At 72.7% G+C, this 25,282-nt stretch carries 24 protein-coding genes; 15 read left to right on the forward strand and 9 right to left on the reverse strand.

Going from position 1 to position 25,282, the window contains the following annotated elements:
* Positions 1-12: 12 nt before the first annotated feature.
* The 8 genes from IE182_RS17990 to IE182_RS18025 all read left to right on the forward strand — a co-directional run bounded on the left by IE182_RS17990 (position 13) and on the right by IE182_RS18025 (position 6,620).
* On the forward strand, positions 13-780 hold the full coding sequence (locus IE182_RS17990; protein WP_190110866.1) for a helix-turn-helix transcriptional regulator: 768 nt from the start codon (positions 13-15) through the stop codon (positions 778-780).
* Entirely contained in the window at positions 777-2,198 is a 1,422-nt protein-coding gene (gene sufB / locus IE182_RS17995) for a Fe-S cluster assembly protein SufB (RefSeq protein ID WP_190110867.1), read from the forward strand. The genes IE182_RS17990 and sufB overlap by 4 nt, the downstream gene beginning before the upstream one ends.
* A 62-nt stretch (positions 2,199-2,260) precedes the next feature.
* On the forward strand, positions 2,261-3,451 hold the full coding sequence (gene sufD / locus IE182_RS18000; RefSeq protein WP_190110868.1) for a Fe-S cluster assembly protein SufD: 1,191 nt from the start codon (positions 2,261-2,263) through the stop codon (positions 3,449-3,451).
* Positions 3,448-3,768 carry a non-heme iron oxygenase ferredoxin subunit gene (locus IE182_RS18005; RefSeq protein ID WP_190110869.1) on the forward strand — a complete coding sequence of 107 codons (321 nt, stop codon included), beginning with the start codon at positions 3,448-3,450 and terminating at the stop codon, positions 3,766-3,768. Before sufD ends, IE182_RS18005 begins: the two co-directional genes overlap by 4 nt.
* Positions 3,769-3,775: 7 nt before the next feature.
* Entirely contained in the window at positions 3,776-4,540 is a 765-nt protein-coding gene (gene sufC, locus IE182_RS18010; RefSeq protein WP_190110870.1) for a Fe-S cluster assembly ATPase SufC, read from the forward strand.
* A 2-nt stretch (positions 4,541-4,542) separates the two neighbouring features.
* A complete protein-coding gene (locus IE182_RS18015; protein WP_190110956.1) occupies positions 4,543-5,796 on the forward strand; it encodes a cysteine desulfurase in 1,254 nt (417 codons plus the stop codon).
* A gap of 12 nt (positions 5,797-5,808) precedes the next feature.
* Positions 5,809-6,282 (forward strand): Fe-S cluster assembly sulfur transfer protein SufU, encoded by a 474-nt coding sequence (gene sufU / locus IE182_RS18020; protein ID WP_190110871.1) that lies wholly within the window; start codon positions 5,809-5,811, stop codon positions 6,280-6,282.
* Positions 6,279-6,620, forward strand: coding sequence for a metal-sulfur cluster assembly factor (locus IE182_RS18025; RefSeq protein WP_190110872.1), 342 nt, complete (start codon positions 6,279-6,281; stop codon positions 6,618-6,620). Before sufU ends, IE182_RS18025 begins: the two co-directional genes overlap by 4 nt.
* Before the next feature lie 43 nt (positions 6,621-6,663).
* On the opposite strand, the gene IE182_RS18030 is transcribed toward IE182_RS18025, so the two are convergent.
* A complete protein-coding gene (locus IE182_RS18030) occupies positions 6,664-7,665 on the reverse strand; it encodes an agmatine deiminase family protein (protein ID WP_190110873.1) in 1,002 nt (333 codons plus the stop codon).
* 35 nt (positions 7,666-7,700) lie between these two features.
* On the opposite strand from IE182_RS18030, the gene IE182_RS18035 reads away from it, so the two are divergent.
* The gene (locus IE182_RS18035) at positions 7,701-8,066 is read left to right on the forward strand and encodes a VOC family protein (RefSeq protein ID WP_190110874.1); all 366 of its coding nucleotides are present in this window, start codon (positions 7,701-7,703) and stop codon (positions 8,064-8,066) included.
* Positions 8,067-8,092: 26 nt separating this feature from the next.
* On the opposite strand, the gene IE182_RS18040 is transcribed toward IE182_RS18035, so the two are convergent.
* Complete coding sequence (locus tag IE182_RS18040) at positions 8,093-9,334, reverse strand: S8 family peptidase (RefSeq protein WP_190110875.1); 1,242 nt, start codon at positions 9,332-9,334, stop codon at positions 8,093-8,095.
* A 292-nt stretch (positions 9,335-9,626) separates the two neighbouring features.
* Between IE182_RS18040 and dapD the strand changes: the two genes are divergently transcribed.
* Positions 9,627-10,619 carry a 2,3,4,5-tetrahydropyridine-2,6-dicarboxylate N-succinyltransferase gene (gene dapD / locus IE182_RS18045; RefSeq protein WP_190110876.1) on the forward strand — a complete coding sequence of 331 codons (993 nt, stop codon included), beginning with the start codon at positions 9,627-9,629 and terminating at the stop codon, positions 10,617-10,619.
* A 71-nt stretch (positions 10,620-10,690) separates the two neighbouring features.
* Here dapD and dapA read toward each other — a convergent pair whose 3' ends face one another.
* Positions 10,691-11,581, reverse strand: coding sequence for a 4-hydroxy-tetrahydrodipicolinate synthase (gene dapA / locus IE182_RS18050; RefSeq protein ID WP_190110877.1), 891 nt, complete (start codon positions 11,579-11,581; stop codon positions 10,691-10,693).
* 122 nt (positions 11,582-11,703) lie between these two features.
* Positions 11,704-13,545 carry a DUF8508 domain-containing protein gene (locus IE182_RS18055; protein ID WP_190110957.1) on the reverse strand — a complete coding sequence of 614 codons (1,842 nt, stop codon included), beginning with the start codon at positions 13,543-13,545 and terminating at the stop codon, positions 11,704-11,706.
* A gap of 592 nt (positions 13,546-14,137) precedes the next feature.
* On the opposite strand from IE182_RS18055, the gene IE182_RS18060 reads away from it, so the two are divergent.
* The 3 genes from IE182_RS18060 to IE182_RS18070 all read left to right on the forward strand — a co-directional run bounded on the left by IE182_RS18060 (position 14,138) and on the right by IE182_RS18070 (position 18,525).
* Positions 14,138-15,643: a hypothetical protein gene (locus IE182_RS18060; RefSeq protein ID WP_190110958.1), complete on the forward strand. Its 1,506-nt coding sequence runs from the start codon at positions 14,138-14,140 to the stop codon at positions 15,641-15,643.
* 314 nt (positions 15,644-15,957) lie between these two features.
* The gene (locus tag IE182_RS18065; RefSeq protein ID WP_190110878.1) at positions 15,958-17,409 is read left to right on the forward strand and encodes an alkaline phosphatase PhoX; all 1,452 of its coding nucleotides are present in this window, start codon (positions 15,958-15,960) and stop codon (positions 17,407-17,409) included.
* A 78-nt stretch (positions 17,410-17,487) separates the two neighbouring features.
* Entirely contained in the window at positions 17,488-18,525 is a 1,038-nt protein-coding gene (locus IE182_RS18070) for an MsnO8 family LLM class oxidoreductase (RefSeq protein ID WP_190110879.1), read from the forward strand.
* A 132-nt stretch (positions 18,526-18,657) separates the two neighbouring features.
* Here the strand turns inward: IE182_RS18070 and IE182_RS18075 are convergent, their stop codons facing one another.
* The 4 genes from IE182_RS18075 to IE182_RS18090 all read right to left on the reverse strand — a co-directional run bounded on the left by IE182_RS18075 (position 18,658) and on the right by IE182_RS18090 (position 22,181).
* Complete coding sequence (locus IE182_RS18075; protein ID WP_190110959.1) at positions 18,658-19,824, reverse strand: TerD family protein; 1,167 nt, start codon at positions 19,822-19,824, stop codon at positions 18,658-18,660.
* A 67-nt stretch (positions 19,825-19,891) separates the two neighbouring features.
* Entirely contained in the window at positions 19,892-20,539 is a 648-nt protein-coding gene (locus IE182_RS18080) for a response regulator transcription factor (RefSeq protein ID WP_190110960.1), read from the reverse strand.
* Entirely contained in the window at positions 20,539-21,807 is a 1,269-nt protein-coding gene (locus IE182_RS18085; protein WP_229844905.1) for a sensor histidine kinase, read from the reverse strand. Before IE182_RS18085 ends, IE182_RS18080 begins: the two co-directional genes overlap by 1 nt.
* Positions 21,804-22,181 carry a hypothetical protein gene (locus IE182_RS18090; RefSeq protein WP_190110880.1) on the reverse strand — a complete coding sequence of 126 codons (378 nt, stop codon included), beginning with the start codon at positions 22,179-22,181 and terminating at the stop codon, positions 21,804-21,806. The genes IE182_RS18085 and IE182_RS18090 overlap by 4 nt, the downstream gene beginning before the upstream one ends.
* A gap of 201 nt (positions 22,182-22,382) precedes the next feature.
* Between IE182_RS18090 and IE182_RS18095 the strand changes: the two genes are divergently transcribed.
* Positions 22,383-23,510, forward strand: coding sequence for an amidohydrolase family protein (locus IE182_RS18095; protein WP_190110881.1), 1,128 nt, complete (start codon positions 22,383-22,385; stop codon positions 23,508-23,510).
* A 13-nt stretch (positions 23,511-23,523) separates the two neighbouring features.
* Here the strand turns inward: IE182_RS18095 and IE182_RS18100 are convergent, their stop codons facing one another.
* The gene (locus IE182_RS18100) at positions 23,524-24,078 is read right to left on the reverse strand and encodes a hypothetical protein (protein WP_190110882.1); all 555 of its coding nucleotides are present in this window, start codon (positions 24,076-24,078) and stop codon (positions 23,524-23,526) included.
* A gap of 261 nt (positions 24,079-24,339) precedes the next feature.
* Between IE182_RS18100 and IE182_RS18105 the strand changes: the two genes are divergently transcribed.
* Positions 24,340-25,275 (forward strand): SCO1860 family LAETG-anchored protein, encoded by a 936-nt coding sequence (locus IE182_RS18105; protein ID WP_229844907.1) that lies wholly within the window; start codon positions 24,340-24,342, stop codon positions 25,273-25,275.
* Positions 25,276-25,282 lie beyond the last annotated feature (7 nt).

Below are 25,282 nucleotides of genomic sequence, written 5' to 3' on the forward strand. Positions count from 1 at the left end.
AACAATGGTGTTGTGAAATACGCGGGCGAAGCTCCACAGAGCCCCGTGGCCGAGCCGGCCACCGGGACGGGATCGCGCGTACCCGCAGGCCATGACGAGCTGCTCGGCACCCGCAACCGCGTCGCCCGGTCCATCCTCGACCACGGTCCGTCCACCGCCGCCGAGCTGGCCGAGCGCCTGGAGCTGACCCAGGCGGCCGTCCGCCGCCACCTCGACGCCCTCGTCGCCGAGGGTGTCGTCGAGCCCCGCGAGAAGCGCGTCTACGGCGCCCGGGCCCGGGGCCGTCCCGCCAAGGTCTTCGCCCTGACCGACTGCGGCCGGGACGCCTTCGACCAGGCGTACGACCAGCTCGCCCGGGACGCCCTGCGCTGGATCGCCCAGTCCGCGGGCGGCGGCGAGATGGGCGACGCCGCGGTCGCGGCCTTCGCCCGCGCCCGGATGGCCGCACAGGCCGAGGGGTACCGCGAGGCCCTGGCGGCCGTTGCGCCGGAGGACCGCGCGGAGGCCCTCGCCCGGGCATTGACCGCGGACGGGTACGCTGCTACGGCGCGTAGCGCGCCGGTCGGCGAACAGCTTTGCCAGCACCACTGCCCGGTCGCCCATGTCGCCGAGCAGTTCCCGCAGCTGTGCGAGGCGGAGACGGAAGTCTTCTCCCGCCTGCTCGGGACGCATGTGCAGCGTCTCGCCACCATCGCCCACGGTGACGGTGTGTGCACGACGTTCATCCCCAAGAAGACCACCACTGCATCCACCAGCACGGCCGGGAGGAACCCCGCATGACTCTCCCCACGGAGACTGCCCACCCTGAGCTTGAGGGCCTGGGCACGTACGAATACGGCTGGGCCGACTCCGACGCGGCCGGTGCCGCGGCCAAGCGCGGCCTCTCCGAGGAGGTCGTCCGCGACATCTCGGCGAAGAAGTCCGAGCCGGAGTGGATGCTCAAGCTGCGTCTGAAGGGTCTGAAGCTCTTCGAGAAGAAGCCCATGCCGACCTGGGGCTCCGACCTCACCGGCATCGACTTCGACAACATCAAGTACTTCGTGCGCTCCACCGAGAAGCAGGCCGCTTCCTGGGAGGACCTGCCGGAGGACATCAAGAACACCTACGACAAGCTGGGCATCCCCGAGGCCGAGAAGCAGCGCCTCGTCGCCGGTGTCGCCGCCCAGTACGAGTCCGAGGTCGTCTACCACCAGATCCGTGAGGACCTGGAGGAGCAGGGCGTCATCTTCCTGGACACCGACACCGCCCTGAAGGAGCACCCCGAGCTCTTCCAGGAGTACTTCGGCACGGTGATCCCGGTCGGCGACAACAAGTTCGCCTCGCTGAACTCCGCCGTGTGGTCTGGCGGCTCCTTCATCTACGTCCCGAAGGGTGTCCACGTCGACATCCCGCTGCAGGCCTACTTCCGCATCAACACGGAGAACATGGGCCAGTTCGAGCGGACGCTGATCATCGTCGACGAGGACGCCTACGTCCACTACGTCGAGGGCTGCACCGCCCCGATCTACTCCTCCGACTCGCTGCACAGCGCCGTCGTGGAGATCATCGTCAAGAAGGGCGGCCGCTGCCGCTACACGACGATCCAGAACTGGTCGAACAACGTCTACAACCTGGTCACCAAGCGCGCCGTGGCCTACGAGGGCGCGACCATGGAGTGGGTCGACGGCAACATCGGCTCCAAGGTGACGATGAAGTACCCCGCCGTCTACCTGATGGGCGAGCACGCCAAGGGCGAGACCCTGTCCATCGCCTTCTCCGGCGAGGGCCAGCACCAGGACGCCGGCGCCAAGATGGTCCACATGGCGCCCAACACCTCCTCCAACATCGTCTCCAAGTCGGTGGCCCGGGGCGGCGGCCGCACCTCCTACCGCGGCCTCATCGAGATCGGCGAGGGTGCCCACGGCTCCAAGTCGAACGTGCTCTGCGACGCCCTGCTGGTGGACACCATCTCCCGGTCGGACACCTACCCCTACGTCGACGTCCGCGAGGACGACGTCTCCATGGGCCACGAGGCGACCGTCTCCAAGGTCAGCGACGACCAGCTCTTCTACCTGATGAGCCGCGGTCTGTCCGAGGACGAGGCCATGGCGATGATCGTCCGCGGCTTCGTCGAGCCCATCGCGCGCGAGCTGCCGATGGAGTACGCGCTGGAGCTCAACCGGCTGATCGAGCTGCAGATGGAAGGCGCGGTCGGCTGACCCGGCCACCGTCCCCATCCGCAGCGAACCCTTTGTGACAGGAAGAGAGCACGACGACAGCCATGGCTGACAACACTCCCGCCGGCAGCACGACCGACGGCGCCATCCAGGTGGGCGGGCCGAAGCAGCCCATCGACGCGCGGGTCAGCGCCCCCGCCTCGTACGACGTCGCGGACTTCCCCGTGCCGCACGGCCGTGAGGAGGAGTGGCGGTTCACCCCGCTGGAGCGCCTCCGCGGTCTTCACGACGGCACGGCCGTCGACAAGGCCGTCGACGGCGGCGGCGTCAAGGTCGAGGTGAGCGCCCCCGAGGGTGTGACCGTGGAGACCGTCGGCCGCGATGACGCCCGGCTCGGCAAGGCCGGCAAGCCGGTCGACCGGGTCGCGGCGCAGGCGTTCAGCTCCTTCGAGACGGCCTCGGTCGTCTCGGTCCCCAAGGACACGGTGCTCACCGAGCCCGTCCGCATCGGCGTGCACGGCGTGGGCGGGGTGGCCTTCGGCCACCAGGTCATCGAGATCGGCGCGTTCTCCGAGGCCGTCGTCGTCATCGACCACACCGGTGACGCCACGCTCGCCGCCAACGTCGAGTACCTCGTCGGCGACGGCGCCAAGCTCACCGTCGTCTCCGTCCAGGACTGGGACGACACCGCGGTGCACGCCGCCCAGCACACCGCGCTGGTCGGCCGCGACGCCACCTTCAAGTCCGTGATCGTCACCCTGGGCGGCGACCTGGTCCGCCTCCACCCGCGCGTCGTCTACACCGGCCCGGGCGGCGAGGCCGAGCTGTACGGCCTGTACTTCACCGACAACGGCCAGCACCAGGAGCACCGCCTCCTCGTCGACCACGACACCCCGCACTGCCGCAGCAACGTCGTCTACAAGGGCGCACTGCAGGGCAAGGACGCGCACGCCGTGTGGATCGGTGACGTGCTCATCCGCGCGGCGGCCGAGGGCACCGACACCTACGAGCTCAACCGCAACCTCGTCCTCACCGACGGCGCCCGCGTCGACTCGGTCCCCAACCTGGAGATCGAGACCGGTGAGATCGTCGGCGCCGGCCACGCCTCGGCGACCGGCCGTTTCGACGACGAGCAGCTCTTCTACCTGATGGCCCGCGGCATCCCCGCCGACGAGGCCCGCCGGCTGGTCGTGCGCGGCTTCTTCGCCGAGCTCGTGCAGCAGATCGGCATCCCCGACCTGGAGGAGCGCCTCATCGCCAAGATCGAGGCCGAGCTGGAGGCGTCCCTGGCATGAGCGAGTTCGTCAAGGTGGCCGCCCTGAGCGACCTGGAGGAGGACACCCCCAAGCGGGTCGAGATCGACGGCACGCCCGTCTCCCTCGTCCGCACCGAGGGGGAGGTGTTCGCGATCAACGACATCTGCTCGCACGCGAACGTCTCGCTGTCTGAGGGCGAGGTGGAGAACTGCCACATCGAGTGCTGGCTGCACGGCTCCAGCTTCGACCTCCGCACCGGCAAGCCCGACGGCCTGCCCGCCACGCGCCCCGTCCCCGTATACCCCGTCAAGATCGAAGGGGACGACGTGCTCGTCTCCGTCACCCAGGAGTCCTGAGTTCCCCATGGCAACGCTTGAGATCCACGACCTGCACGTCTCCGTCGAGGCCGAGAACGGCCCCCGGGAGATCCTCAAGGGCGTCGACCTGACCGTGAAGCAGGGCGAGACCCACGCCATCATGGGCCCCAACGGCTCCGGCAAGTCCACCCTGGCCTACTCGCTGGCCGGCCACCCCAAGTACACGATCACCGGCGGCACCGTCACCCTCGACGGCGAGGACGTCCTGGAGATGTCCGTCGACGAGCGCGCCCGCGCCGGCGTCTTCCTCGCCATGCAGTACCCGGTCGAGGTCCCCGGCGTCTCGGTCTCCAACTTCCTGCGCACCTCCGCCACCGCCGTCCGCGGCGAGGCCCCCAAGCTGCGCACCTGGGTGAAGGAGGTCAAGGAGGCCATGGCGCGTCTGCAGATGGACCCCGCCTTCGCCGAGCGCAACGTCAACGAGGGCTTCTCCGGCGGTGAGAAGAAGCGCCACGAGATCCTCCAGCTGGAGCTCCTCAAGCCGAAGATCGCGATCCTCGACGAGACCGACTCCGGCCTGGACGTCGACGCCCTGCGCGTCGTCTCCGAGGGCGTCAACCGCGTCCGCGAGTCCGGCGAGGTCGGTACCCTGCTGATCACCCACTACACGCGCATCCTGCGCTACATCAAGCCCGACTTCGTGCACGTGTTCGCCAACGGTCGTGTCGTCGAGTCCGGCGGCGCCGAGCTGGCCGACAAGCTGGAGGCCGAGGGCTACGAGGCTTATGTGAAGGGTGGCGTAACGGCGTGACCATACTGCTGCCGGGTCTCCTCGACACCGACGCGATCCGTAAGGACTTCCCGATCCTGGACCGCAGGGTCCACGACGGGAAGAAGCTCATCTACCTGGACAACGCGGCGACCTCCCAGAAGCCGCGCCAGGTGCTCGACGTGCTCAACGAGCACTACGAGCAGCACAACGCCAACGTCCACCGTGGCGTGCACGTGCTCGCCGAGGAGGCCACGGCGCTGTACGAGGGCGCCCGCGACAAGGTCGCCGCCTTCATCAACGCTCCGAGCCGCGACGAGGTGATCTTCACCAAGAACGCCTCCGAGTCGCTCAACCTCGTGGCCAACATGCTGGCCTGGGCCGACGAGCCCTACCGGGTGGACCACGACACCGAGATCGTCATCACGGAGATGGAGCACCACTCCAACATCGTGCCGTGGCAGCTGCTCGCGCAGCGCTCGGGCGCGAAGCTGAAGTGGTTCGGCCTCACCGACGACGGCCGGCTCGACCTGTCCAACATCGACGAGGTCATCACCGAGAAGACCAAGGTCGTCTCGTTCGTGCTGGTCTCCAACATCCTGGGCACCGTCAACCCGGTCGAGGCGATCGTCCGCCGTGCGCAGGAGGTCGGCGCCCTGGTCGTCGTCGACGCCTCGCAGGCCGCCCCGCACATGCCGCTGGACGTCCAGGCCCTCCAGGCCGACTTCGTGGCCTTCACCGGCCACAAGATGTGCGGCCCCGACGGCATCGGCGTCCTGTGGGGCCGCCAGGAGCTGCTGGAGGACCTTCCGCCGTTCCTCGGCGGCGGCGAGATGATCGAGACCGTCTCGATGCACTCCTCCACGTACGCCCCCGCGCCGCACAAGTTCGAGGCCGGTACGCCCCCGATCGCCCAGGCCGTCGGCCTCGGCGCCGCGGTGGACTACCTCACCTCGATCGGCATGGAGAACATCGCCCGCCACGAGCACGCGATCACCGAGTACGCGATCCGCAGGCTCCAGGAGGTCCCGGACCTGCGCATCATCGGCCCCACCACGGCCGAGGACCGCGGCGCCGCCGTCTCCTTCACGCTCGGCGACATCCACCCGCACGACGTGGGCCAGGTCCTCGACGAGCAGGGCATCGCCGTCCGGGTGGGCCACCACTGCGCCCGTCCCGTCTGCCTCCGTTACGGAATTCCTGCGACCACGCGGGCGTCGTTCTACCTGTACTCCACCCCCGGCGAGGTCGACGCCCTGGTCGAGGGACTGGAGCACGTACGGAACTTCTTCGGGTGACGAGGGCTGACTGTGAAGCTTGATTCGATGTACCAGGACGTCATCCTGGACCACTACAAGCACCCGCACGGCCGGGGCTTGCGGGACGGCGACGCAGAGGTGCACCACGTCAACCCCACGTGCGGTGACGAGATCACGCTGCGCGTGCGGCTGTCCGGTGAGACCATCGAGGACGTCTCCTACGAGGGCCAGGGCTGCTCCATCAGCCAGGCGAGCGCCTCGGTGCTCAACGAGCTGCTGGTCGGCAAGGACCTCGGCGAGGCCCGTCGGATCCAGGAGACCTTCCTGGAGCTGATGCAGTCCAAGGGCAGGATCGAGCCGGACGACGCGATGGAGGAGGTGCTGGAGGACGCGGTCGCGTTCGCCGGCGTCTCCAAGTACCCGGCGCGTGTGAAGTGTGCTCTGCTGAGCTGGATGGCGTGGAAGGACGCGACCGCCCAGGCGCTGGGCGAGGGCTCCGAAAATACGGCAAGGAAGACCGCATGACCGACAACGCAGAGGTGGCCGGCACCAAGCCGGCCACGGAGGAAGAGGTCCGCGAGGCCCTCTACGACGTGGTCGACCCCGAGCTGGGCATCGACGTCGTCAACCTCGGCCTGATCTACGGCATCCACATCGACGACGCCAACATCGCCACCCTCGACATGACGCTGACGTCCGCGGCCTGCCCGCTGACCGACGTCATCGAGGACCAGGCGAAGTCCTGCACGGAGGGCATCGTCAACGAGCTCCGGATCAACTGGGTCTGGATGCCGCCGTGGGGCCCGGACAAGATCACGGACGAGGGCCGTGAGCAGCTCCGGGCACTGGGCTTCAACGTCTGATCCCGAGCTTCCAGCACGTGCGGCAGCCCGCCGCCTGACCCGGTCAGGCGGCGGGCTGCTGCTGTGTGGCGCAGTGGATGCCACCGCCGCCCTCGGCGAGGGCGGGGATCGGGACGGCGCGGACGTCACGGCCCGGGTGCAGGGCGCCCAGGAGGGCCGCCGCCTCGTCGTCGGCGCGGCGGTCGCCGAAGCGGGGGATGACGACGGCACCGTTGGCGACGTAGTAGTTGACGTAGGTGCCGAGGAAGTCGGGGCCGCGGTCGCCCAGTTCGCGCGGGTCGGGCTCGGGCAGGTCGACGATCTCCAGCGGGCGGCCGGCCGCGTCGGTGGCCGACTCCAGGGCCGCCCGGGCCTGGGCGTACACCCGGCTCCAGACGTCGGACTCCGCCGTGGACGGGCGGCTGAGGAGGACCATCCCGGGTCCGGCGAAGCGGGCCAGGGCGTCCACGTGACAGTCGGTGATGTCCTCGCCCCGCACGCCCTCCAGCCAGATCACCTTGCGGATGCCGAGCAGTTCGGTGAGGGCCGCTTCGATGTCGTCGCGGCCCAGGCCCGGATTGCGGTCGTCGCCCACCAGGGAGCTCTCGGTGGCCAGGAGGGTGCCGACGCCGTCGGTCTCCAGCGAGCCGCCCTCCGCGACGACGGGTGCCTCGATGCGGGGGATGCCGAACATCTCCAGCACGCGCCGGGCGACGAGACCGTCACGGGAGTGCGCCTGCTTGCCGCCCCAGCCGTTGAACCGGAAGTCGACGCCCGAGACGGCTCCCTGGGGGGTCGTGACGAAGACCGGGCCCGTGTCGCGCAGCCACAGGTCGTCCACCGGCACGGGGACGACCTCCACCGCCCCGCCGCACGCCGCACGGGCACCCTTGACGTCACCGGGCGCCGCGAGCAGCACCACGGGCTCGTGGTCCGCGATCGTCCGGGCGAGCGCGGCGACGTCCTCGCGCACGGCCGGGGTGTCGCGGCCCCAGACGGAGCGGGCCGGTGGCCAGCCCATGAACGTCCGGGCGTGCGGCAGCGACTCGGACGGCATCTGATGCATCGTCGGCTTCCCTCGGACTCCGGCAGACTGGACGCATGACCCTTTCGTTCTACACGATCGTCATCGATGCCCACGATCTCGCGGCGCAGGCACGGTTCTGGTGCCGCGCACTGGACTGGAAGGTGCTGTTCGAGGCCGACGACGAGGTCGTCATCGGCGCCGGCGAGCACACGCTGCCCGGCATCTGCTTCGTACCGGTCGGGGAGCCCAAGAGCGGCAAGAACCGGCTGCACATCGACCTCGCCCCCGACGACCAGGCCGCCGAGGTCGAACGGCTGATCGGCCTGGGGGCGCGGCCGGTGGACGTGGGACAGGGACCGGACGTCACCTGGCGGGTGCTGGCCGACCCCGAGGGCAACGAATTCTGCGTCCTGAGCCCGAAGAAGTCGCTGATCGCCTGAGCCGGACCGCCTGCCGCACCCCGGGCTCACAGGCCGCCCGTGTACAGCAGGCGGTTGGGCGTGCCCGGCTTCATGTCCTTGGCCGCGTTCTTCGTCGACTGCTCGACGATCCAGTTGATGACGGCCGTCGAGCCGGCCGTCGGGTTCTTCGCCTTGTAGAGCGCCGCCACGCCCGCCACGTGCGGCGACGCCTGCGAGGTGCCGCTGCGGGTGGCGCTGCCCCCGCCCATCGCCGCCGAGACGATGTCCGCGCCCGGCGCGAGGATGCGGGCGCACGGGCCGTAGTTGCTGAAGTCGGTCATCCGGTCCTGCTGATCGGTCGCCCCCACCGCGAGCGCCGCGAGCGCGCCGGCGGGGGAGTGGTCGCAGGCGTTGTCGTTCTCGTTGCCGGCCGCGACGACGGGCGGCACGCCCTTGGCGGCCACGTTGCCGACGGCGGTGTCCACCGCCTGCGAGGAAGGACCGCTGATCGAGGCGTTGACGACCGAGGCGGGGGCCGCCGACCGGGCCACGTAGTCGAAGCCCGCGATGAACTTGGCGACGGTGGTCCTGCCGCCGCAGTCCAGCACGCGCACGCTCACCAGGCTGACCTTGCGGGCCACGCCGAAGGTGGCGCCGCCCACGACGCCCGCCACATGGGTGCCGTGCCCGGTCCCCGTACGGCAGTCGCTGCCGTTGCCCGTCACCGAGACCAGGTCGATGCCGTTCTTCGCCCGGCCCCCGAAGTCGGGGTGGGCGTAGTCGATCCCCGTGTCCATGACGTAGACCGTGGCGCCCTCGCCCGTCGCGGTGGCGTTGAACTGGCTGTCGAGCGGGAGGTCGCGCTGGTCGATGCGGTCCAGCCCGTACGAGCCCGTCCCCACCCGGCCGGCGGCCCGCGCCACGGGCGTTGCGGCCGCCTCGGCCTGCGTGAGCACGGCGTCCTGTTCGACGGCCGCGACACCGGGTGTGCTGCGCACGGTCTCCAGCTGTTCGGCGCTCAGGGTGGCGGCGAAGCCGGTGAGGGCGTGGGTGTAGACGTAGTCCGGCGTCACGTCCAGCCGCCCGGTCAGTGCGCGCGGGCTGGTGCCGCTGCGCAGGGTGACGATGTAGTGGCCGGGTACGCGCTCGCCCGCCGTCGTCCGCAGCGGGGCGGGCCGATGCGGTCCCCCGGGGCCCGGTCCGGGGCCGGGTCCGGCCGGGGCGCCCGGCGTGTCGGCCAGCGCAACGACCAGGGGGAGCGCCAGGAGCAGGGCCGCGGCGGGTCCGTAGCGTCGGGGCAGTCTCATGCGGGGTCCGTTCGGGGCGGGGGCGGCATGCGGTCCGGGCGAGTCCGGCGGAAGGGGGCCTCGGGGCCTGGGGAGATGCGGTCCGGGGGGCTGGACCGGCCCCGGGGGCGGGAGCGCGCCCACGGAGCCGTCCCTCTATGGATATGTCGACACGTCTGTCGCCCGCGATCCGGGCTGAGCCGACCGGCTGGCCCGCTGCGCCACCCGCGTGACCGCCGCCCACCGGCCCTGCCCGTTCCCGGCACGGGCGCCGGTTCGCCTTGAGCAGGCCCGTCCGGTTAGGTTTTCGGACATGACCGATGCTGTTGCTTCCTCCTCCACCACCGGCGCAGTCGCCGCCGGTCTCGCCACGATCACCGCGGACGGCACCGTCCTCGACACCTGGTTCCCGGCTCCCGAGCTGACCGCCGAGCCCGGCCCCGCCGGCACCGAGCGGCTGACCGCCGAGCGCGCCGCCGAACTGCTGGGCGAGGGCGCCCTCAAGGCCGTGGGCCCGGACGCCCGCCGTGGCGTCGAGGTCGTGGCCGTCCGCACGGTCATCGCCTCGCTCGACGACAAGCCCCTCGACGCGCACGACGCCTACCTGCGCCTGCACCTGCTCTCGCACCGCCTGGTCAAGCCGCACGGCCAGAACCTTGACGGCATCTTCGGCCTGCTCGCCAACGTCGCCTGGACCTCGATCGGCCCCGTCGCCGTCGACCAGGTCGAGACCGTGCGCCTGAACGCCCGCGCCGAGGGCCTGCACCTGCAGGTCACCAGCATCGACAAGTTCCCGCGCATGACGGACTACGTCGCCCCGTCCGGCGTCCGCATCGCCGACGCCGACCGCGTCCGCCTCGGCGCGCACCTCGGCTCCGGCACCACCGTCATGCACGAGGGCTTCGTCAACTTCAACGCCGGCACGCTGGGCACCTCCATGGTCGAGGGCCGCATCAGCGCGGGCGTCGTCGTCGGCGACGGCACCGACATCGGCGGCGGCGCCTCCACCATGGGCACCCTCTCCGGCGGCGGCAAGCAGATCATCTCCATCGGCGAGCGCTGCCTGCTCGGCGCCGAGTCCGGCATCGGCATCGCGCTCGGCGACGAGTGCGTCGTCGAGGCGGGCCTCTACGTCACCGCCGGCACCCGCGTGACCCTGCCGGACGGCCAGGTCGTCAAGGCCCTGGAGCTCTCCGGCGCCGACAACATCCTCTTCCGCCGCAACTCCACCACCGGCGCGGTGGAGGCCCGCCCGTACAAGAGCACGTGGGGCGGGCTCAACGAGATCCTGCACAGCCACAACTGATCCACGACCGGGAGCGGCCGTCCCCACCCCCGTCGGGTACGGCCGCTCCCGCGTCGGTGCGCACCCGCCCCTTACAGGCCCAGCTTTCCGTACGCCTCCAGCAGCGCCCCGGTGCATGCGGAGGACGCCGGCCGCAGGGGTGCGCGGACCGGGCCGGCCGGCAGGCCCCGTTCGTTCAGCAGGGCCTTCGCCGTGACCGTGCCGGGGAAGCCGGAAGCCATCATGAGCTCCGTCAGCGGGAGCAGCCGCTGGTGCAGGCGCGCCGCCTCGTCCGTCGCCCCCCGGTCGAAGGCGTCCAGGACCGCGGCCACCGCCGGCCCCGCGACGTTGGCCACCGTGCTGACGTAGCCCACGCCGCCCACCGCGCGCAGCGGGAGGTTCAGCTCCTCGGAGCCCGAGTAGTAGGCGAGCCCCGTCGCGGCGATCACTTTGGCGCTGCCGAACAGGTCGTACGCACAGTCCTTGACCCCGGCGATGCGCGGGTGGTCGGCCAGCCGCAGCAGGGTGTCGGGCTCGATGCGGGTGCCGGTGCGGCCGGGGATGTCGTAGAGCATCACCGGGATGCCGATCGCGTCGGCGACCGTGCGGAAGTGCTCGGCGACGTCCTCCTGGGGCGGCTTGCTGTAGTAGGGGGTGACGGCCAGCACGCCGTGCGCCCCGGCCTTCTCCGCCGCCCGGGCCAGCTCCACGGTGTGCCGGGTGTCCGCCGTGCCGACCCCCGCCGTGATCCGCGCCCGGTCCCCGACCGCCTCGGCCACCGCGGTGATCAGCGCGCTCTTCTCGGCGTCGCTGGTGGTCGGCGATTCGCCGGTGGTGCCGCTGAGCACCAGGCCGTCGCAGCCGCCCCACCCGACGAGGTGGTCGGCGAGGCGCTGCGCGCCGTCCAGGTCGAGCTCCCCGTCCGGGGTGAACGGGGTGACCATCGCACAGACGGTACGGCCGAAGGGGCTGGTGGACGGCATGGCTCTCACACTCACGCTCCGGAATCGGGATTTCCGCGGCGCTCCGCGGGCCGCATCCGATTCTGGGCCCCTTCGACCGTACAGGTCCATTTAAATGTTCTGCCGGGTTCCCTTAAGGGATGTTACGGCTTCCAGCGCAGCACCTGCGGGTCGTGGTCGCTCGCCTGGTCGGCGAACTCCGCGTTGACGTGCACGATGTCGTAGTCGACGCGGCCGAGGTGGCGGCTCGTCAGCATGTGGTCCAGGACTTGCGAGTTGCCCTGGTAGACGTAGCCGTACCGCTCCTTCTTCGGGAGCCGGTCGACCAGGTCGGTCAGGACGCCGCCCGCGGTGAGCGCCTTGAGGGCCGGCGAGAACTGGTAGTCGTTGAGGTCGCCCGCGACGATCACGTTGGCCTGCCGGTCGGCCGTCAGGAGCTCCTTGACGAAGGCGTTGACGGCCTGCGCCTGCTGGGTGCGCTGCACCTCCGACGTCCGCGCGGGGGGCTGGAAGCGGCTGTCGACGCCCTGGTCGCCGCCCTTGGAGTTGAAGTGGTTGGCGACGACGAAGACGTCCTTGCCGCGGAAGGAGAACTGGCCCGCCAGCGGCTTGCGGCTGTTCGTCCAGGCCGCGTTCGCCGGGTCGATCCGGCCGGGGGAGGCGGACAGCGCGGCCTTGCCGCCCTCGCGGGTGACCTTCACGGCCGTGGTGGAGTCGCCGCCGGGGACGTCCTTGAACGACACGCGCGCGGGGTTGAAGAGGAAGGCCGTGCGGATGTTGCCGCCCGGCTGGCCGCCGTCCTGCCCGTCGACCGGGTTGACCTGCCGCCACTGGTACGCCGGGCCGCCCGCCGCCACGATCGCGTCCGTGAGCTTCTTCAGCGTCTGATCGGCGTCGACGACGCCGTCGTTGGTCGTGCCGTTGTTGTCCTGGACCTCTTCGAGGGCCACGACGTCGGGCGAGGCGAGGTTGGTCACCAGCGCCGCCGCCAGGCGGTCGAACTTCGCCTGCGGCGTCTTCGGCGAGAGGTTCTCGACGTTGTAGGTGGCGACGGCCAGCTCGCCGTCCTTCTGCTTGCGCGTGGTCTCGCGCTGCAGCTTGCCGTCCTTGAGCGCGCCCAGCTCGGTGGCCTGGAGGGTGTAGCCGCCGAAGTTGTCGTAGTCGAGCGGGCCGGCGGTGGTGCCGGTGAGCTCGTCGCCGACGTTCGCGACCGGGAAGGGGTGCTGCGCGTAGGGGAGCAGGGAGACGACCTTCACCCGGCCGGCGTTCGGGTCGCCGTACGAGCCGTAGACCGTGCCACCGCGGACGGTGCGGTTGTGCCGGGGGTCGGTGGTGACCCACAGGTCCTTGTGCTCGCTGGTGGCGCCGACGACGGGAGCGTCGCGGACCTCCACCCGCATGCCCTCCAGGGACTCGTAGCGGTCCAGGGCGTAACGGCCGGGGGCGAGCGGGAGCTTCTCGATGGAGCCGCCGTGCGCGTCGGGTGCGTAGCGGGCCGGAACGGTGGAGGGACGCAGCCGCACCGCGGCGGGCAGGACGTTGCCGGAGGAGGTGACGCTGACGGTGGGCTTGGTGAGCTGGGTGACCGACTGCAGGCCCGCGGCCTCGCCGCCCGGGTAGTACTCGGTGACCGTGCCGGAGACGAGCACGGCGTCGCCGACGGTGACGGCCGGGGCGTCCTTGCCGGTGAAGACGTAGATGCCCTCGCTGGTGGCGTCGTTCTTGTCGGGGTTCGGGTCCTGGACCCAGAAGCCGCGGGCCGAGCCGAAGTTCTTGACGGCCGTGACGACGCCCGGGACGTCCGCGACCTGCCGGCCGGCGAGCGGGGAGACGCGGGTGGTGCCCTGGATGTCATGGATGCGGACCGCGGTCCCGTCGGCCGCGCTCGCGAACTGGGCGGGGACGAGCAGCCCGGCCGCGAGCGCGCCGGCTATGAGGGTGCCGACGGTCACATGACGTCGGCGCGGGGAACGGCGGGTGGGCAGCACGAATGCCTCCGTGAGGAGTGATGAGGGGGGTGAGCAGGGGGAGACCACGGCTCATCGCCCCTGCCGACCGTGGCTCCGGCCGGAGGGGCGACGCGCTGGGTGATCTTGAGTGGTGCCGGGTGATTACATGCCGTCACATGGCCGGTACGCAATCTACGCGCGTCAATGTCGTGTGTGCGCAGGTCAGTTGTCAAGGGTCCGGCGGGAATCCGGCGGGGGGGGGCCGGGGCGGCGGCGATCGGGGGCAGGGCGGTGCCCCCGGCACCGTGGCGTGTCGGCGGGCGGGCGGGTGGCCGGGGCCGGGCGTCGGTGCGGGGGGCCCCGGCCCGGGGCTCGGGCCGCGGGCTGGGGAGGGCTCCGGGGGCCGGGCGGTGGTTTCGGCCGTCGAACCGGGCCGGGGGCGGGTGCATCGCTTCCGGGCGCGGAGCGTCGGTGGCCCGGTGGGTGGCCCGGGTTCGGGAGGGGGCGGGCCCGTCGCGGTCGCGAATGGGGGGAGGTCGGCGAAATCGCCCCCGGCACGGCCTAGGCTTGGCCCTTGCGCGCCCCGCACCACGGCGCGGCCCGCCACCACGAGGAGATGACCCCCCTGATGTCCGCAGACCGCCCGACCATGCCGCCGGTGCGGCTGCCCTCCGACGCGGAGCTCGCGCGCGACGCACTCTCCGCGCCGCTGTTCGCCCGCGCCGCGAAGCTCGCCCGCTGGGCCGGCGAGGGCACCCCGGTCGGAGCGGGCGGCGAACTGCTCGCCGGTCAGCTGCAGACCGCCACCGAACTCCTGGGCCTGGAGGCCGAGGAGGACGGCACCGCCTACGCCGCCGAGGCGTGGCAGCTCGCCCTGGACACCGGCCTCGTCGAGTTCACCGAGAACGAGGGCGCCGACGCCGAGGACCTCGACGCGGACGCCGACCAGCCCTACGGCACCGCCGTCGCCGGCGAGGAGCTCGCCACGCTCACCTCCGGCAGCCCCCAGGACGTCCTCGAACTCTGGCTCGGCGGCCTGGAGACCGTCCTCGCCGACGCCGCCGCCCCCGACCTGGGCGACCTCGTCGAGCAGCTCACCGACTCCTCCGGAGACCTGGACCTCGACGCGCTCGACTGGAACCCGGAGGAGGAGGCCGACTTCCTCGACGGCATCCTCGGCAACCTCTACCTGCTCACCGCCGTCGGCGAGGGCTCCGCCGAGCGGCCCGTGCCCCTGCCCGCGCTCGCCGCCTCCATGATCGTGCCCGACGACATGGACGAGCCCACCGACGACATCCTCGAAGAGGTCTCCGACGCGATGATGCGCCTGGACGACCAGTTCCGGATGCTCGCCCCCACCGGCATCGTCCACTACCGGCCCGTCGACGAGTCCCTCATCGAGGTCGTCGACGGCGAGGGCCACATCCGCGAGTCCGTCGACGGCGTGGACTCCGAACTGCCCGAGGACGAGGACGTCGCCCGCTACGGCATGGTCGCGCTCACCCCGCTCGGCCTCTTCGCCGTGCGCAGCCGGATGCTCGACGCCGGCGTCGACGCCCCGGCCGTCGGCGACCTCGCCGAGGCCGGCGCCGACGACCTCCTCGCCGCCCTGCCCGGCCACCCGCCCGCCGCCGCCCGCGCCGAGGCCGAGCTCTGGCTCGCCCGCCGCGCCCCGCTCGACGCCGCCCGCGAGCTGCTGGCCGCCGCCCGCGGCGCCGACGACGAGGGACCGGGCCGTCGCCTGCTCTGCCAGCAGACGCTCTCCCTCCTCGGCACCGAGGCCGAGCCCGCGCTGCGCGAGGTCCTCGACGACCCCCAGCTCGGCGGCCTCGCCCGCGTCTGGCTCGCCGAGCACGGCGTCACGGACGTCCCCGAGCCCGGCCAGGACGTGGTCTTCTGGCTGACCATCGACACCATCGCCGCCCAGCTCACCGCCGAGGAGGAGGACTCCGAGGAGCTCCAGGGCCTGGTGGAGAGCCTCGTCGGGCAGCACAGCGGCTTCTTCGACCTCGCCTGGAAGGTCGACCACCCCGCCACCGCCGACGTCCTGGAGGCGATGGGCCGCCTCCACCCCGACAAGGCCACGGCCAAGGAGGCCCGCAAGGCCGCCTTCAAGGCGCGCTCGCGGGGCTGAGGAACGCTCACCGCGGATAGCCGGGGGCCGGAACGGCGACGGTCCGGTGGCGACGTGTCCGGACGATGACGTGTTCGGGTGGCGACGTTCCGGACGGCGACGTGTCCGGGTGTCACCGGCGGGGTCCGTCCGGCCGGCCCCCGCCGGAAGCCCGCGGTCGGTCGAGCGGTCGGTACTCGTCCTTCCGACGCCGGGGCTTCGGGCCGTGTTCACCCTGCCTTTCCGGGGGAACGGGAACGTAAGCGCCGTCGCCGGGCCTTCCCGGGTCCTGCGACGGCGAGCCGCCGAACCCGCCCCGGAGCCTGGAGACGACGATGACCCTCAGCCGCAGAGATTTCGCCAAGCGATCCGCGTTCACGGGCGCCGGAGTGGTGCTGGCCGGGAGCGTCGGGGTGCTCGCCAGTGCGCCCGGTGCGCTCGCCGACGGGATGCCGGACGCCGACGGGGCGGGGGACGGGCAGGAGGCGCGCGCGGCGCGCCGGGTCGGGTACGGGCCGCTGCGGCCCGACCCCGCCGGGCTGCTCGCGCTGCCCGCCGGGTTCTCGTACCGCGTCGTCACCCGCACCGGCGTCACCACGCTGGAGTCCGGCGAGTCGACCCCGTCCCACCACGACGGCACCGCCGCCTTCGAGGGACGGCGCGGCACCGTCCTGCTCGTCAACAACCACGAGCTCAAGGGCCCCCGGTCCGGCTGGAAGCACCCCGTTCCGCTGGCCGAGGGACTGGTCTACGACCCCGCCGCCTCCGGCGGCTGCACGGTCGTGGAGGTCGCCCGGCACGGCGAACACGTCGCCGAGTGGGTCGGCATCGCCGGTACGTCCACGAACTGCGCCGGCGGCAGCACCCCGTGGGGGACGTGGCTCACCTGCGAGGAGACCGAGGACAAGGCCGGCCAGAACGGCATGACCAAGGATCACGGGTACGTTTTCGAGGTCGACCCGTACGACCGGCGCGCCAACCGCGCCCCCCGGCCCGTCAAGGCGCTGGGCCGCTACGCCCACGAGGCCGTCGTCGTCGACCCGGGACGCGGCCACCTCTACCTGACCGAGGACGCCTCCGGCCCCAACGGGCTGTTCTACCGCTGGACCCCGCCGGCCGGCTTCCGGCACGGGCGCGGGCGGCTGCGGACGCTCGCCGACGGCGCGGGCGCGCTGCAGGCGTTCACGTGCTACGACTCCGGCGGCCGGTTCGTCGACGACCTCTCGCGCGCCACGCGCGTCGGCACCGTCTACGGCGTCGACTGGGCCGACGTGCCCGACCGCGACGCGCGGACCACGTCCGTGCGCAAGCAGTTCAAGGACGGGCAGGTCACCCGGGCCCGCAAGCTGGAGGGCATGTGGTGGGGCGACGGCGGCGTGTACGTCGTGTCCTCCTTCGCCCGGGACGAGAGCCCCGTCCAGCACGACGGGCAGGTCTGGTTCTACAACCCGCGCCGCCGCACGCTCACCCTGAAGGTGCTGCTCGGCGTCAACAAGGACCCCGGGCGCGACGGGGCCTTCGACGGGCCCGACAACATCACCGTCTCCCCGTACGGGGGCCTGGTCATAGCCGAGGACGGCGAGGGCGTGCAGCACCTCTTCGGTGCCGTCGACGACGGGCGCACGTACCCCATCGCGCGCAACGAGCTCAACATCGGGACGCCTCAGAAGCCGGAGTTCAGCGAGTTCACGGGGGTGACGTTCTCGCCCGACGGGCGGACGCTGTTCGCCAACATCCAGGAGCCCGGGATCATGCTGGCCATCAGCGGGCCCTGGCGTCGGCACTGATCGTTTGCGTGGGGTGGGGTGGGGTGGGGCGGCGGGGCGGTCCGGGAATCCCTGGGGCGCGGTCGTGTTGACGTGTAGGTGACCTTTCAGCTCTCCGTACTGGACCGCTCCCGCACCCGGCAGGGGCGGCCACCCGGCGAGGCCCTGCGCGAGACCGTGCGCTTCGCGCAGGAGGCCGAGGCACTCGGCTACCACCGGTTCTGGGTCTCCGAACACCACGGGGTGCCCGGCGTCGCCGGGTCGGCGCCCACCGTGCTGGCGGCGGCCGTCGCCGGTGCCACGTCCCGGATCCGGGTCGGTACGGGCGGTGTGATGCTGCCCAACCACCGGACGCTGGTGGTCGCCGAGCAGTTCGGGGTGCTGGAGTCGCTCTTTCCCGGGCGCATCGACATGGGGCTGGGGCGGTCGGTGGGCTTCACGGGCGGGATCCGGCGGGCGCTGGGCGTCTCGAAGGACGCCATGGGGGACTTCGGCACGCAGCTGGAGGAGCTGGCGGGGTGGTTCGGCGGGGTCCCGCCGGTTCCGGGGGTGCACGCCCTGCCCGCCGAGGGGTTGCGTCCGCCGCTCTTCGTACTGGCCAACGCCTCCGGGGCCGATGTCGCCGCGGAGGCCGGGGCAGCGCTGGTCATCGGGGGGTTCTCGGAGTCGGCCGTCGCCGCTGCCGAGCGGTACCGGGCCGGGTTCCGGCCCTCGGCGTGGTGGGAGAAGCCGTACGTCGTCGTTGCGGGGAACGTCGCCGTGGGGGAGACGCGGGAAGCCGCCCGGCGGCTGCTGGTGCCCGAGGCGTGGGCGGTGGCCCATTCGCGTACGCACGGGGTGTTTCCGGCGCTGCGGTCCGCTGAGGAGGTGGAGGCGCTGGACATGTCCGAGCGGGAGCGGGGGTTCTACGAGGGCGCCTTGCGCGGGCACCTCTACGGCACCGAGGAGGAGGTCGGTGCCGCCCTGGGCTCTCTTGTGCGGAGCACCGGTGCCGGCGAGGTGCTCGTCACCACCGGGTCGTACGACCGTGACGCGTTGATGGACTCCTACCGCAGGCTCGCGGCGGTCGTGGGGCGGGGCCGGGAGGGGACGAGCCCTTCTGGGGGCTGCAATATGTGCGGCAACCGCACCCCGTAGGCGCGCTCCGAACGTCGCCGCACCTATCGCCCCCAGCTACCGCTGGGAGGTGCCCCCAACGCCCCCTGCCAGGGCTCGTCCCCTCCCGGCCCCTCCTGCCGGTGGTCTCCAGCCGGTTGTTCCGGGGGCGTCCTACAGCGCCTGCGCCGCCGGCTTCACCAGGTCGCGGACCGTCTTCGCCTTGACGTAGTCGCCCAGCGCCGTCATCTCCCACTCGCCCGAGAACTGGCGGATGAACTTGCACATGAGGACGCCCGTCTTCGGCTCCGCGCCCGTGAGGTCGAAGCGGACCAGCTCCTCGCCCGTCTGGGCGTCGAGGAGGCGGCAGTACGCCTTGGCGACCTCCGTGAACTTCTGGCCGTTGAACGAGCTGACGGTGAACACCAGGCCCGTCACCTCCGGCGGCAGACCGCCCATGTGGACGGTGATCGTCTCGTCGTCGCCCGAGCCGTCGCCGGTGAGGTTGTCACCGGAGTGCTGGATGGCGCCGTTGAGGATCTGGAGGCGGCCGAAGTAGCAGGCGTCGATCATGTTGCGGTCGGGGCCGTAGGCGATGACCGAGGCGTCCAGGTCGATGGCCCGGCTGTTCCACGCCGGCTCCCAGCCCAGGCCCATCCGCACCGAGCGGGTCAGCGGCCGGCCGCCCTTGACCAGCGACACCGTCTCGTTCTTGCGGAGGCTGACCTTGCCCTTGTCCAGGTTGATCTTGCCCGGGGCGGCGGGCGGGGCCGGGGGAGCGGCGGCCGGCATGGGCGGTGCCACCGCGGGGGCCGGGACGGGCGGGGCCGCCACGGGCGTCGCCGCCGGCTCCTCCACGCTCACGCCGAAGTCGGTGGCGATGCCCGCCAGGCCGTTCGCATAGCCCTGGCCGACCGCGCGGACCTTCCACGCGCCGTTGCGGCGGTAGACCTCCACGACCAGCAGCGCCGTCTCCGTGCCCAGCCGGGGCGGTGTGAAGGTGGCGATCACGGAGCCGTCGTCCGCGTTGCGGACGGTCGCGGTGGGCTCGGTGCCCGCGAAGGTGGCGCCCGCGGCGTCCGGGCTCGCCGTGACCACGATCTTCTCGATGGCGGCCGGGACGGCCGTGGTGTCGACGGTGATCGCGTCGGGCGTCGCGCCGGACGCGGCCCGGTGGGTCACGCCCGGGCCGCTGGGCTGGTTGTAGAAGACGAAGTCGTCGTCGGAGCGCACCTTGCCGTCGGCGGTGAGCAGCAGGCCCGAAACGTCGAGCCGCACCGGGGCGGTGACGTCCACCGTCACGCGGGCGACGGAGAGCGGGATGTTCGAGCCGGGTGTCATAGCGGTCATGTCCCGGGTAACGAGCGGCCCGGCTTTACGGTTCCATGACCCGCCCGGTTCGAACATCTCACCGTGGGGAGACGAAGCCGCTCTCGTAGGCGGCGATGACCGCCTGGGTGCGGTCGCGTACCCCCAGCTTGGCGAGCACCCCCGCCACATGGGTCTTCACCGTGGCCGCGCCCAGCGTCATCCGGGCGGCGATCTCGGCGTTCGACAGTCCCGCCGTCATCAGCCGCAGCACCTCCGCCTCGCGGTCGGTGAGCTTCTCGCGCAGGGTGTCCCTGCGGGGGCCGGTGCGGCCCGCGTGGGCGGCGGCCAGGGCGCGTACCGCGGAGGGGAAGAGCAGCGAGTCGCTGCCGGCCACCACGCGCACGGCCCGGACGAGTTCGTCGGCGTCCGACCGCTTGAGGAGGAAGCCGGAGGCGCCGGCGCGCAGGGCGTCGTAGACGTAGCTGTCGTTCTCGAAGGTGCTGACGACGACGATGCGCGGCGGGGCGTCCATGGTGGCCAGGATGTGCTCGGTGGCGCGGATCCCGTCCACCTCCGGCATCCGGACGTCCATCAGCACGACGTCGGGGCGCAGTGCGCGGACCACGGCGACGGCCTCGGCGCCGGTGGCCGCCTCGCCGACCACTTCCATGTCCGGCTCGGCGCCCAGGATGGCCCGCAGGGCCGTGCGGACCAGGTGTTCGTCGTCGGCCAGGACGATGCGTATCACCGGGCCTCACCGCGCAGCGGCAGGCGGACCGACAGCTGCCAGACGCCGTCGTGTGCGCCCGAGGAGCTGTCGCCGCGCAGCAGCCGGGCCCGTTCGGCGATGCCGAGCAGGCCGCGGCCGCCGCCCTGGCGTCGGGGGGCGGGGCCGGGTTTCAGGGGATTCTCCAAGGTGACCTCCACGTCGTCGTCGTCCACGGTGATCCGCAGTCGTACGGGCACCCGGCCCGCGTGCCGCAGGGCGTTGCTGAGCCCCTCCTGCACGATGCGGTACGCCTCGCGCGAGACGACCGCGGGCACCTCGGCCAGGCCGCCGCGGGCGGCGAAGTCGACGGTGCCGCCGGCTGCGCGCGTCCGTTCCAGCAGGCCGTCCACGTCGGTGAGGGTGGGTGCGGGGGCGGTGGGGGCGGTGCCGTCCTCGCGCAGCAGGCCCAGGACGGTGTCGAGTTCGCCGACCGCCTCGCGCGCCGTCTCCTCGATCGAGGTCAGCGCCTGGCGGGCGAACGCAGGGTCGGCGTCGAGGACCCGGCGGGCGGCGGCGGCCTGCAGGGTCACCGCGCTCAGCGCATGGCCGACCGAGTCGTGGAGCTCGCGCGCCAGGCGGTTGCGCAGCGCCAGCTGCAGGGCGCGCTCCTCGGCCTCCGCGAGCCGGTCCGCGGCCGTGGGGCCGAGCAGGACGGGCGCGCAGCGCGCCAGCAGCGAGCCCGCCGCCCAGGACGTGCCGACGACCAGCGCCAGCAGGGCGAGCCCCGCCAGGGGAGCCAGTGCGGGCCACGGGAAGTCCGTGCCCCCGTGGCGGTAGAGGTCCTCGATCCCGGCCGGCAGCGCGGTGACCGGCGAGGCGATCAGAACGACGGCCATCGGCGGCACGGCCAGCGACATGCCGCTGACGATGCCGCCGGTCAGCAGGTGCAGCGTGTACCAGGCGGCCGTGCGCCCCCGTGCCGCCCACGACCGGCTGGGCCCGGCCGCCAGGTCGGCCTCGGGCACTCCGCACAACGCGCGGGCCGCCGCGCCCTCCAGCGGCCGTACGAGCGGGTAGAGGGCCGTGACGGCCGCCGGGGCGAGCGCCAGGGCGAAGACGGCGAACTGCCAGAAGACCGAGGAGGGGATGAAGGCGCCGCGGTCGGGATCCTGGACGAGGAGTACCAGCAGCGTGTTCGCCGCCAGGTAGTACGGCATCAGCAGGGCCCCGCCCAGCAGCAGGTGCACCCAGCGCAGCCGGGCGCGGCGCCCCAGCGCCGCGCGGCGCAGGGCCGCCGCCGTCACGGGGTGCTGCGGCGGTGGAAGGGGTGGGTGCCGCTCGCGAGTACGAGTAATCCGATGATCACTGGCACAGCGTAGGTGATCGGCGCCGGCGGGGTCGCGGCCCGCCGGGCCGGCCCGGCCGCGGGCAGCCGGCCGCCCCGGCGACCGGGCGCCGCCGAGCCCACGCCCGACAGCAGCAGCGGCACCCGCGGCGGCCCGGCGCGCCGGCCGGTCCGGCTCCCGGCCGGCCAGGCGGCCTTGAGCGCGAGGCAGGGCACACGGGCGGCGATGGCGGCGGCCCGCAGCAGACGGCGGGCCGTCACGTGGTCGTCCCGGCGCGGCTCCGCCGTCGCGGTGACGGCGGCCGGCGACAGTGGCGCAGGCGTTCGGCTCATGCGTCCAGCCTTCCGTCCCGGGCTGCCGGGCGCCTCGGCCCGGACGGCGGACCTTCTCCGTCTCAGGGCGGAACCGCCCCTCCTCCGCACGTCCCGGGCCCGCGGGCCGCCGGTCCGCCTCAGGGCGTGGTGGCGGGCGCGTCCGGGACCGGGGTGGACGGTCCTCACCGTCATGGGACGCCGGGCTCGTACAGTGCGTTCATGGCCTCCATGAACGAGAGCGCGGCACCGCCGGAGCAGCCGGTGCTGCACATCAAGGGACGGATATTGACCGGCCCGGACCCGCTGGACGGGGTGCGCGACGAGCTGTGGGTCGTCGGCGGGCGGATCACCTTCGACCGGCCTGCCGGCGCGCGGGACGTCACCACCGTCGACGGCTGGGTGCTGCCCGGCCTGGTCGACGCGCACTGCCACGTCGGCCTCGACGCGCACGGCGCGGTCGACGCCTCGACCACCGAGAAGCAGGCGCTGACCGAACGCCACGCGGGCGCCCTGCTCCTGCGCGACGCGGGCTCGCCGTCCGACACGCGCTGGATCGACGACCGCGAGGACCTGCCCCGCATCATCCGCGCGGGCCGTCACATCGCCCGCACCCGCCGCTACATCCGCAATTACGCGCACGAGATCGAGCCCGAGGACCTGGTGGCGTACGTGGCGCGCGAGGCGCGGCGGGGCGACGGCTGGGTCAAGCTCGTCGGCGACTGGATCGACCGCGAGACCGGCGACCTGGGGGCCTGCTGGCCGCGCGGCGCGGTCGAGGCGGCCATCGCCGAGGCCCACCGGCTGGGGGCCCGCGTCACCGCGCACTGCTTCGCCGAGGAGACCCTCGCGCCGCTGGTGGAGGCGGGGATCGACTGCATCGAGCACGCGACGGGGCTCACCGAGGAGACGATCCCGCTCTTCGCCGAGCGGGGCGTGGCCATCGTGCCGACGCTGGTCAACATCGCCACCTTCCCCCGGCTCGCGGACGGCGGCCAGGACAAGTTCCCCCGCTGGGCGGACCACATGCGACGGCTGCACGCGCGCCGCTACGCGACCGTGGGCGCCGCCTACGACGCCGGCATCCCCGTCTACGTCGGCACCGACGCGGGCGGCTCGCTCCCGCACGGTCTGGTCGGCCAGGAGGTCGCGGAGCTGGTCAAGGCGGGCATCCCGGCGTCGGCCGCCCTGTCGGCGGCGACGTGGGGAGCCCGGGCGTGGCTGGGCCGCCCGGGCCTGGAGGAGGGCGCCCCGGCCGACCTCGTCGTCTACGACGCCGACCCCCGCGCGGACGTACGGGTCCTCGGGTCACCGCGCCGCGTGGTGCTGCGGGGGCGCGTGGTGGCGTGAGGGCCGTGGGAGGTCAGCCGAAGAGGGCGCTCAGCAGGGCCACGGCGGACAGCGCTCCCATGGACAGCGCGCAGACCCCCGCACAGCCCATGCCCAGTACCTCGCGTCCTTGCAGCGGTCGCCCCTCATCGGTGCGCAGGCTCGACAACCGTGCCAGCAGAGCGGCCGGGACGGTCGCCACGGTGAGCGCGACCCACCACCACAGGTAGACGGGCGCTGTCGCGGCTCGGTGCGCCGGTCCGATCGCCGTCCCCACGACGGCGATCACGGCGGCCACCACCACCGTGGCGGCGGCCGGCACCCAGCACCAGGCCCCCGAACCGCCCCACCGGGTTTCCGCACGCCGCGCCAGCACACTGGCGGGCAGGACGAACGCGCACACGAAGACGAGGGCCGCAGCCGTGGCGAACGGCAGGACGACCGGCAGGGCGAAGACGGCGAACACGGGGCTTTCCGGTCCCGCATCCCCCTCGGGGAGTGCCTCCGGGTGCGCCATTCCCCACACCCACAGACTCGCGTACGCGAGCGCCATCTCGACCAGGACGGTCGCTGCCGCGACCTTGGTCATGGACCACGTCCACGTGTTCCGACGTGTTATTGATGCTTTCACTCCACTGATCATCCTCTTGTCGCCGATGTGGCGAAAAGCCACCCCCGGCGCCCCGTGAATCGAATACTCACGCGAAACGCATCCTTTGGAGTGAACTCCCTCTGGTGTCATGTCCGTTCACCCTCACGTGATCGAACATTGCGGGGTCGATGCCGTCGGCGCGCGATGTCCCCCATTGGCGCGCCGACGGCTCCTTTCTCCCGTGGGGGTTCCACACACGTGTTCAGCACCACCAGCGCTTCCTCCGGCATGCCCGCACGCCGGTTCACGGCCCTCGCCGCGACGGCCACCGCCACCGCCCTCGCCCTGGGCACCGCACCCGCGCACGCCACCGACTCCGGCACGGCGGCGGCGACCGTGCTCCGCGCCGGGCTCGACGTCTCCCTCCTCGGCGGCACCGCACACGTACCGGTCAACGCCAGTCTCAACGACGTGAAGGCGCCGGGCGACGCCGCCAAGACCGCGCTCACCGTCACCCTCGACGGAGTCGAAGAGGGCAGGCCCGTCACCATCCTGCGCGCCGACGCCGCCACCTCCCGCGCCACCGCCGACCGCACCGCGTCCAAGGGCTACGCCCGCCTCGTCCACGCCGCCGTGCACGTCCCCGGCCTCCCGCTGCGCCCGCTCGTCGAGGTCCAGCAGGTCACCTCGGAGGCCGAGTGCGGGACGGGCCGCAAACCCACCGCCGCCTCGAACGTCCTCGGCAGCGTCTCGGTGCTCGGCAAGAAGGTCACGCTCAGCGCCACCGGCCCCACCAAGGTCGGCGTGCCCGGCGTCGGCGACGTGCGCCTGGACCTGTCGAAGACGGCCACGACCTCACGCACGGCGGCGGCCACCGCCCTCCGCCTCGACGTCGCCATCGACCCGCTCACCCTGGGCGTCGCCAAGGTGAAGGGCACCGTCACCCTCGTCGAGGCCAGCTGCGAAACACCCGCCGGTACGGGCGAACCGGCGAAGGAGACCCCCGCCACCGACCCCACGCCGCAGACCGCCGCCCACCAGGCCGCCGCACCCGCGAAGGGCGGCCTCGCCGAGACCGGCGGCAGCTCCGCCACCCCCTACCTCGCGGGCGCGGCCGGCCTGCTCGTCGTCGGGGGCGGCGGAGCCCTCCTCGCCGCCCGCCGCCGCAAGGACGCGGCGCACGGGAACGACTGACGCCCCG

Source organism: Streptomyces cinnamoneus (assembly GCF_014650495.1).
Classification (GTDB): domain Bacteria; phylum Actinomycetota; class Actinomycetes; order Streptomycetales; family Streptomycetaceae; genus Streptomyces; species Streptomyces cinnamoneus.

What these genes read in the sequence shown, in the direction of transcription:
- IE182_RS18040 (WP_190110875.1), bottom strand. Translation starts at nt 9,334, where the DNA reads ATGAGACTGCCCCGACGCTACGGACCCGCCGCGGCCCTGCTCCTGGCG.
- dapA (WP_190110877.1), bottom strand. Translation starts at nt 11,581, where the DNA reads ATGCCGTCCACCAGCCCCTTCGGCCGTACCGTCTGTGCGATGGTCACC.
- IE182_RS18100 (WP_190110882.1), bottom strand. Translation starts at nt 24,078, where the DNA reads ATGACCAAGGTCGCGGCAGCGACCGTCCTGGTCGAGATGGCGCTCGCG.
- IE182_RS18060 (WP_190110958.1), top strand. Translation starts at nt 14,138, where the DNA reads ATGTCCGCAGACCGCCCGACCATGCCGCCGGTGCGGCTGCCCTCCGAC.
- IE182_RS18025 (WP_190110872.1), top strand. Translation starts at nt 6,279, where the DNA reads ATGACCGACAACGCAGAGGTGGCCGGCACCAAGCCGGCCACGGAGGAA.
- IE182_RS18005 (WP_190110869.1), top strand. Translation starts at nt 3,448, where the DNA reads ATGAGCGAGTTCGTCAAGGTGGCCGCCCTGAGCGACCTGGAGGAGGAC.
- IE182_RS18065 (WP_190110878.1), top strand. Translation starts at nt 15,958, where the DNA reads ATGACCCTCAGCCGCAGAGATTTCGCCAAGCGATCCGCGTTCACGGGC.
- IE182_RS18030 (WP_190110873.1), bottom strand. Translation starts at nt 7,665, where the DNA reads ATGCATCAGATGCCGTCCGAGTCGCTGCCGCACGCCCGGACGTTCATG.
- IE182_RS18095 (WP_190110881.1), top strand. Translation starts at nt 22,383, where the DNA reads ATGGCCTCCATGAACGAGAGCGCGGCACCGCCGGAGCAGCCGGTGCTG.
- IE182_RS18035 (WP_190110874.1), top strand. Translation starts at nt 7,701, where the DNA reads ATGACCCTTTCGTTCTACACGATCGTCATCGATGCCCACGATCTCGCG.
- IE182_RS18075 (WP_190110959.1), bottom strand. Translation starts at nt 19,824, where the DNA reads ATGACACCCGGCTCGAACATCCCGCTCTCCGTCGCCCGCGTGACGGTG.
- sufD (WP_190110868.1), top strand. Translation starts at nt 2,261, where the DNA reads ATGGCTGACAACACTCCCGCCGGCAGCACGACCGACGGCGCCATCCAG.
- IE182_RS18090 (WP_190110880.1), bottom strand. Translation starts at nt 22,181, where the DNA reads ATGAGCCGAACGCCTGCGCCACTGTCGCCGGCCGCCGTCACCGCGACG.
- sufB (WP_190110867.1), top strand. Translation starts at nt 777, where the DNA reads ATGACTCTCCCCACGGAGACTGCCCACCCTGAGCTTGAGGGCCTGGGC.
- dapD (WP_190110876.1), top strand. Translation starts at nt 9,627, where the DNA reads ATGACCGATGCTGTTGCTTCCTCCTCCACCACCGGCGCAGTCGCCGCC.
- sufC (WP_190110870.1), top strand. Translation starts at nt 3,776, where the DNA reads ATGGCAACGCTTGAGATCCACGACCTGCACGTCTCCGTCGAGGCCGAG.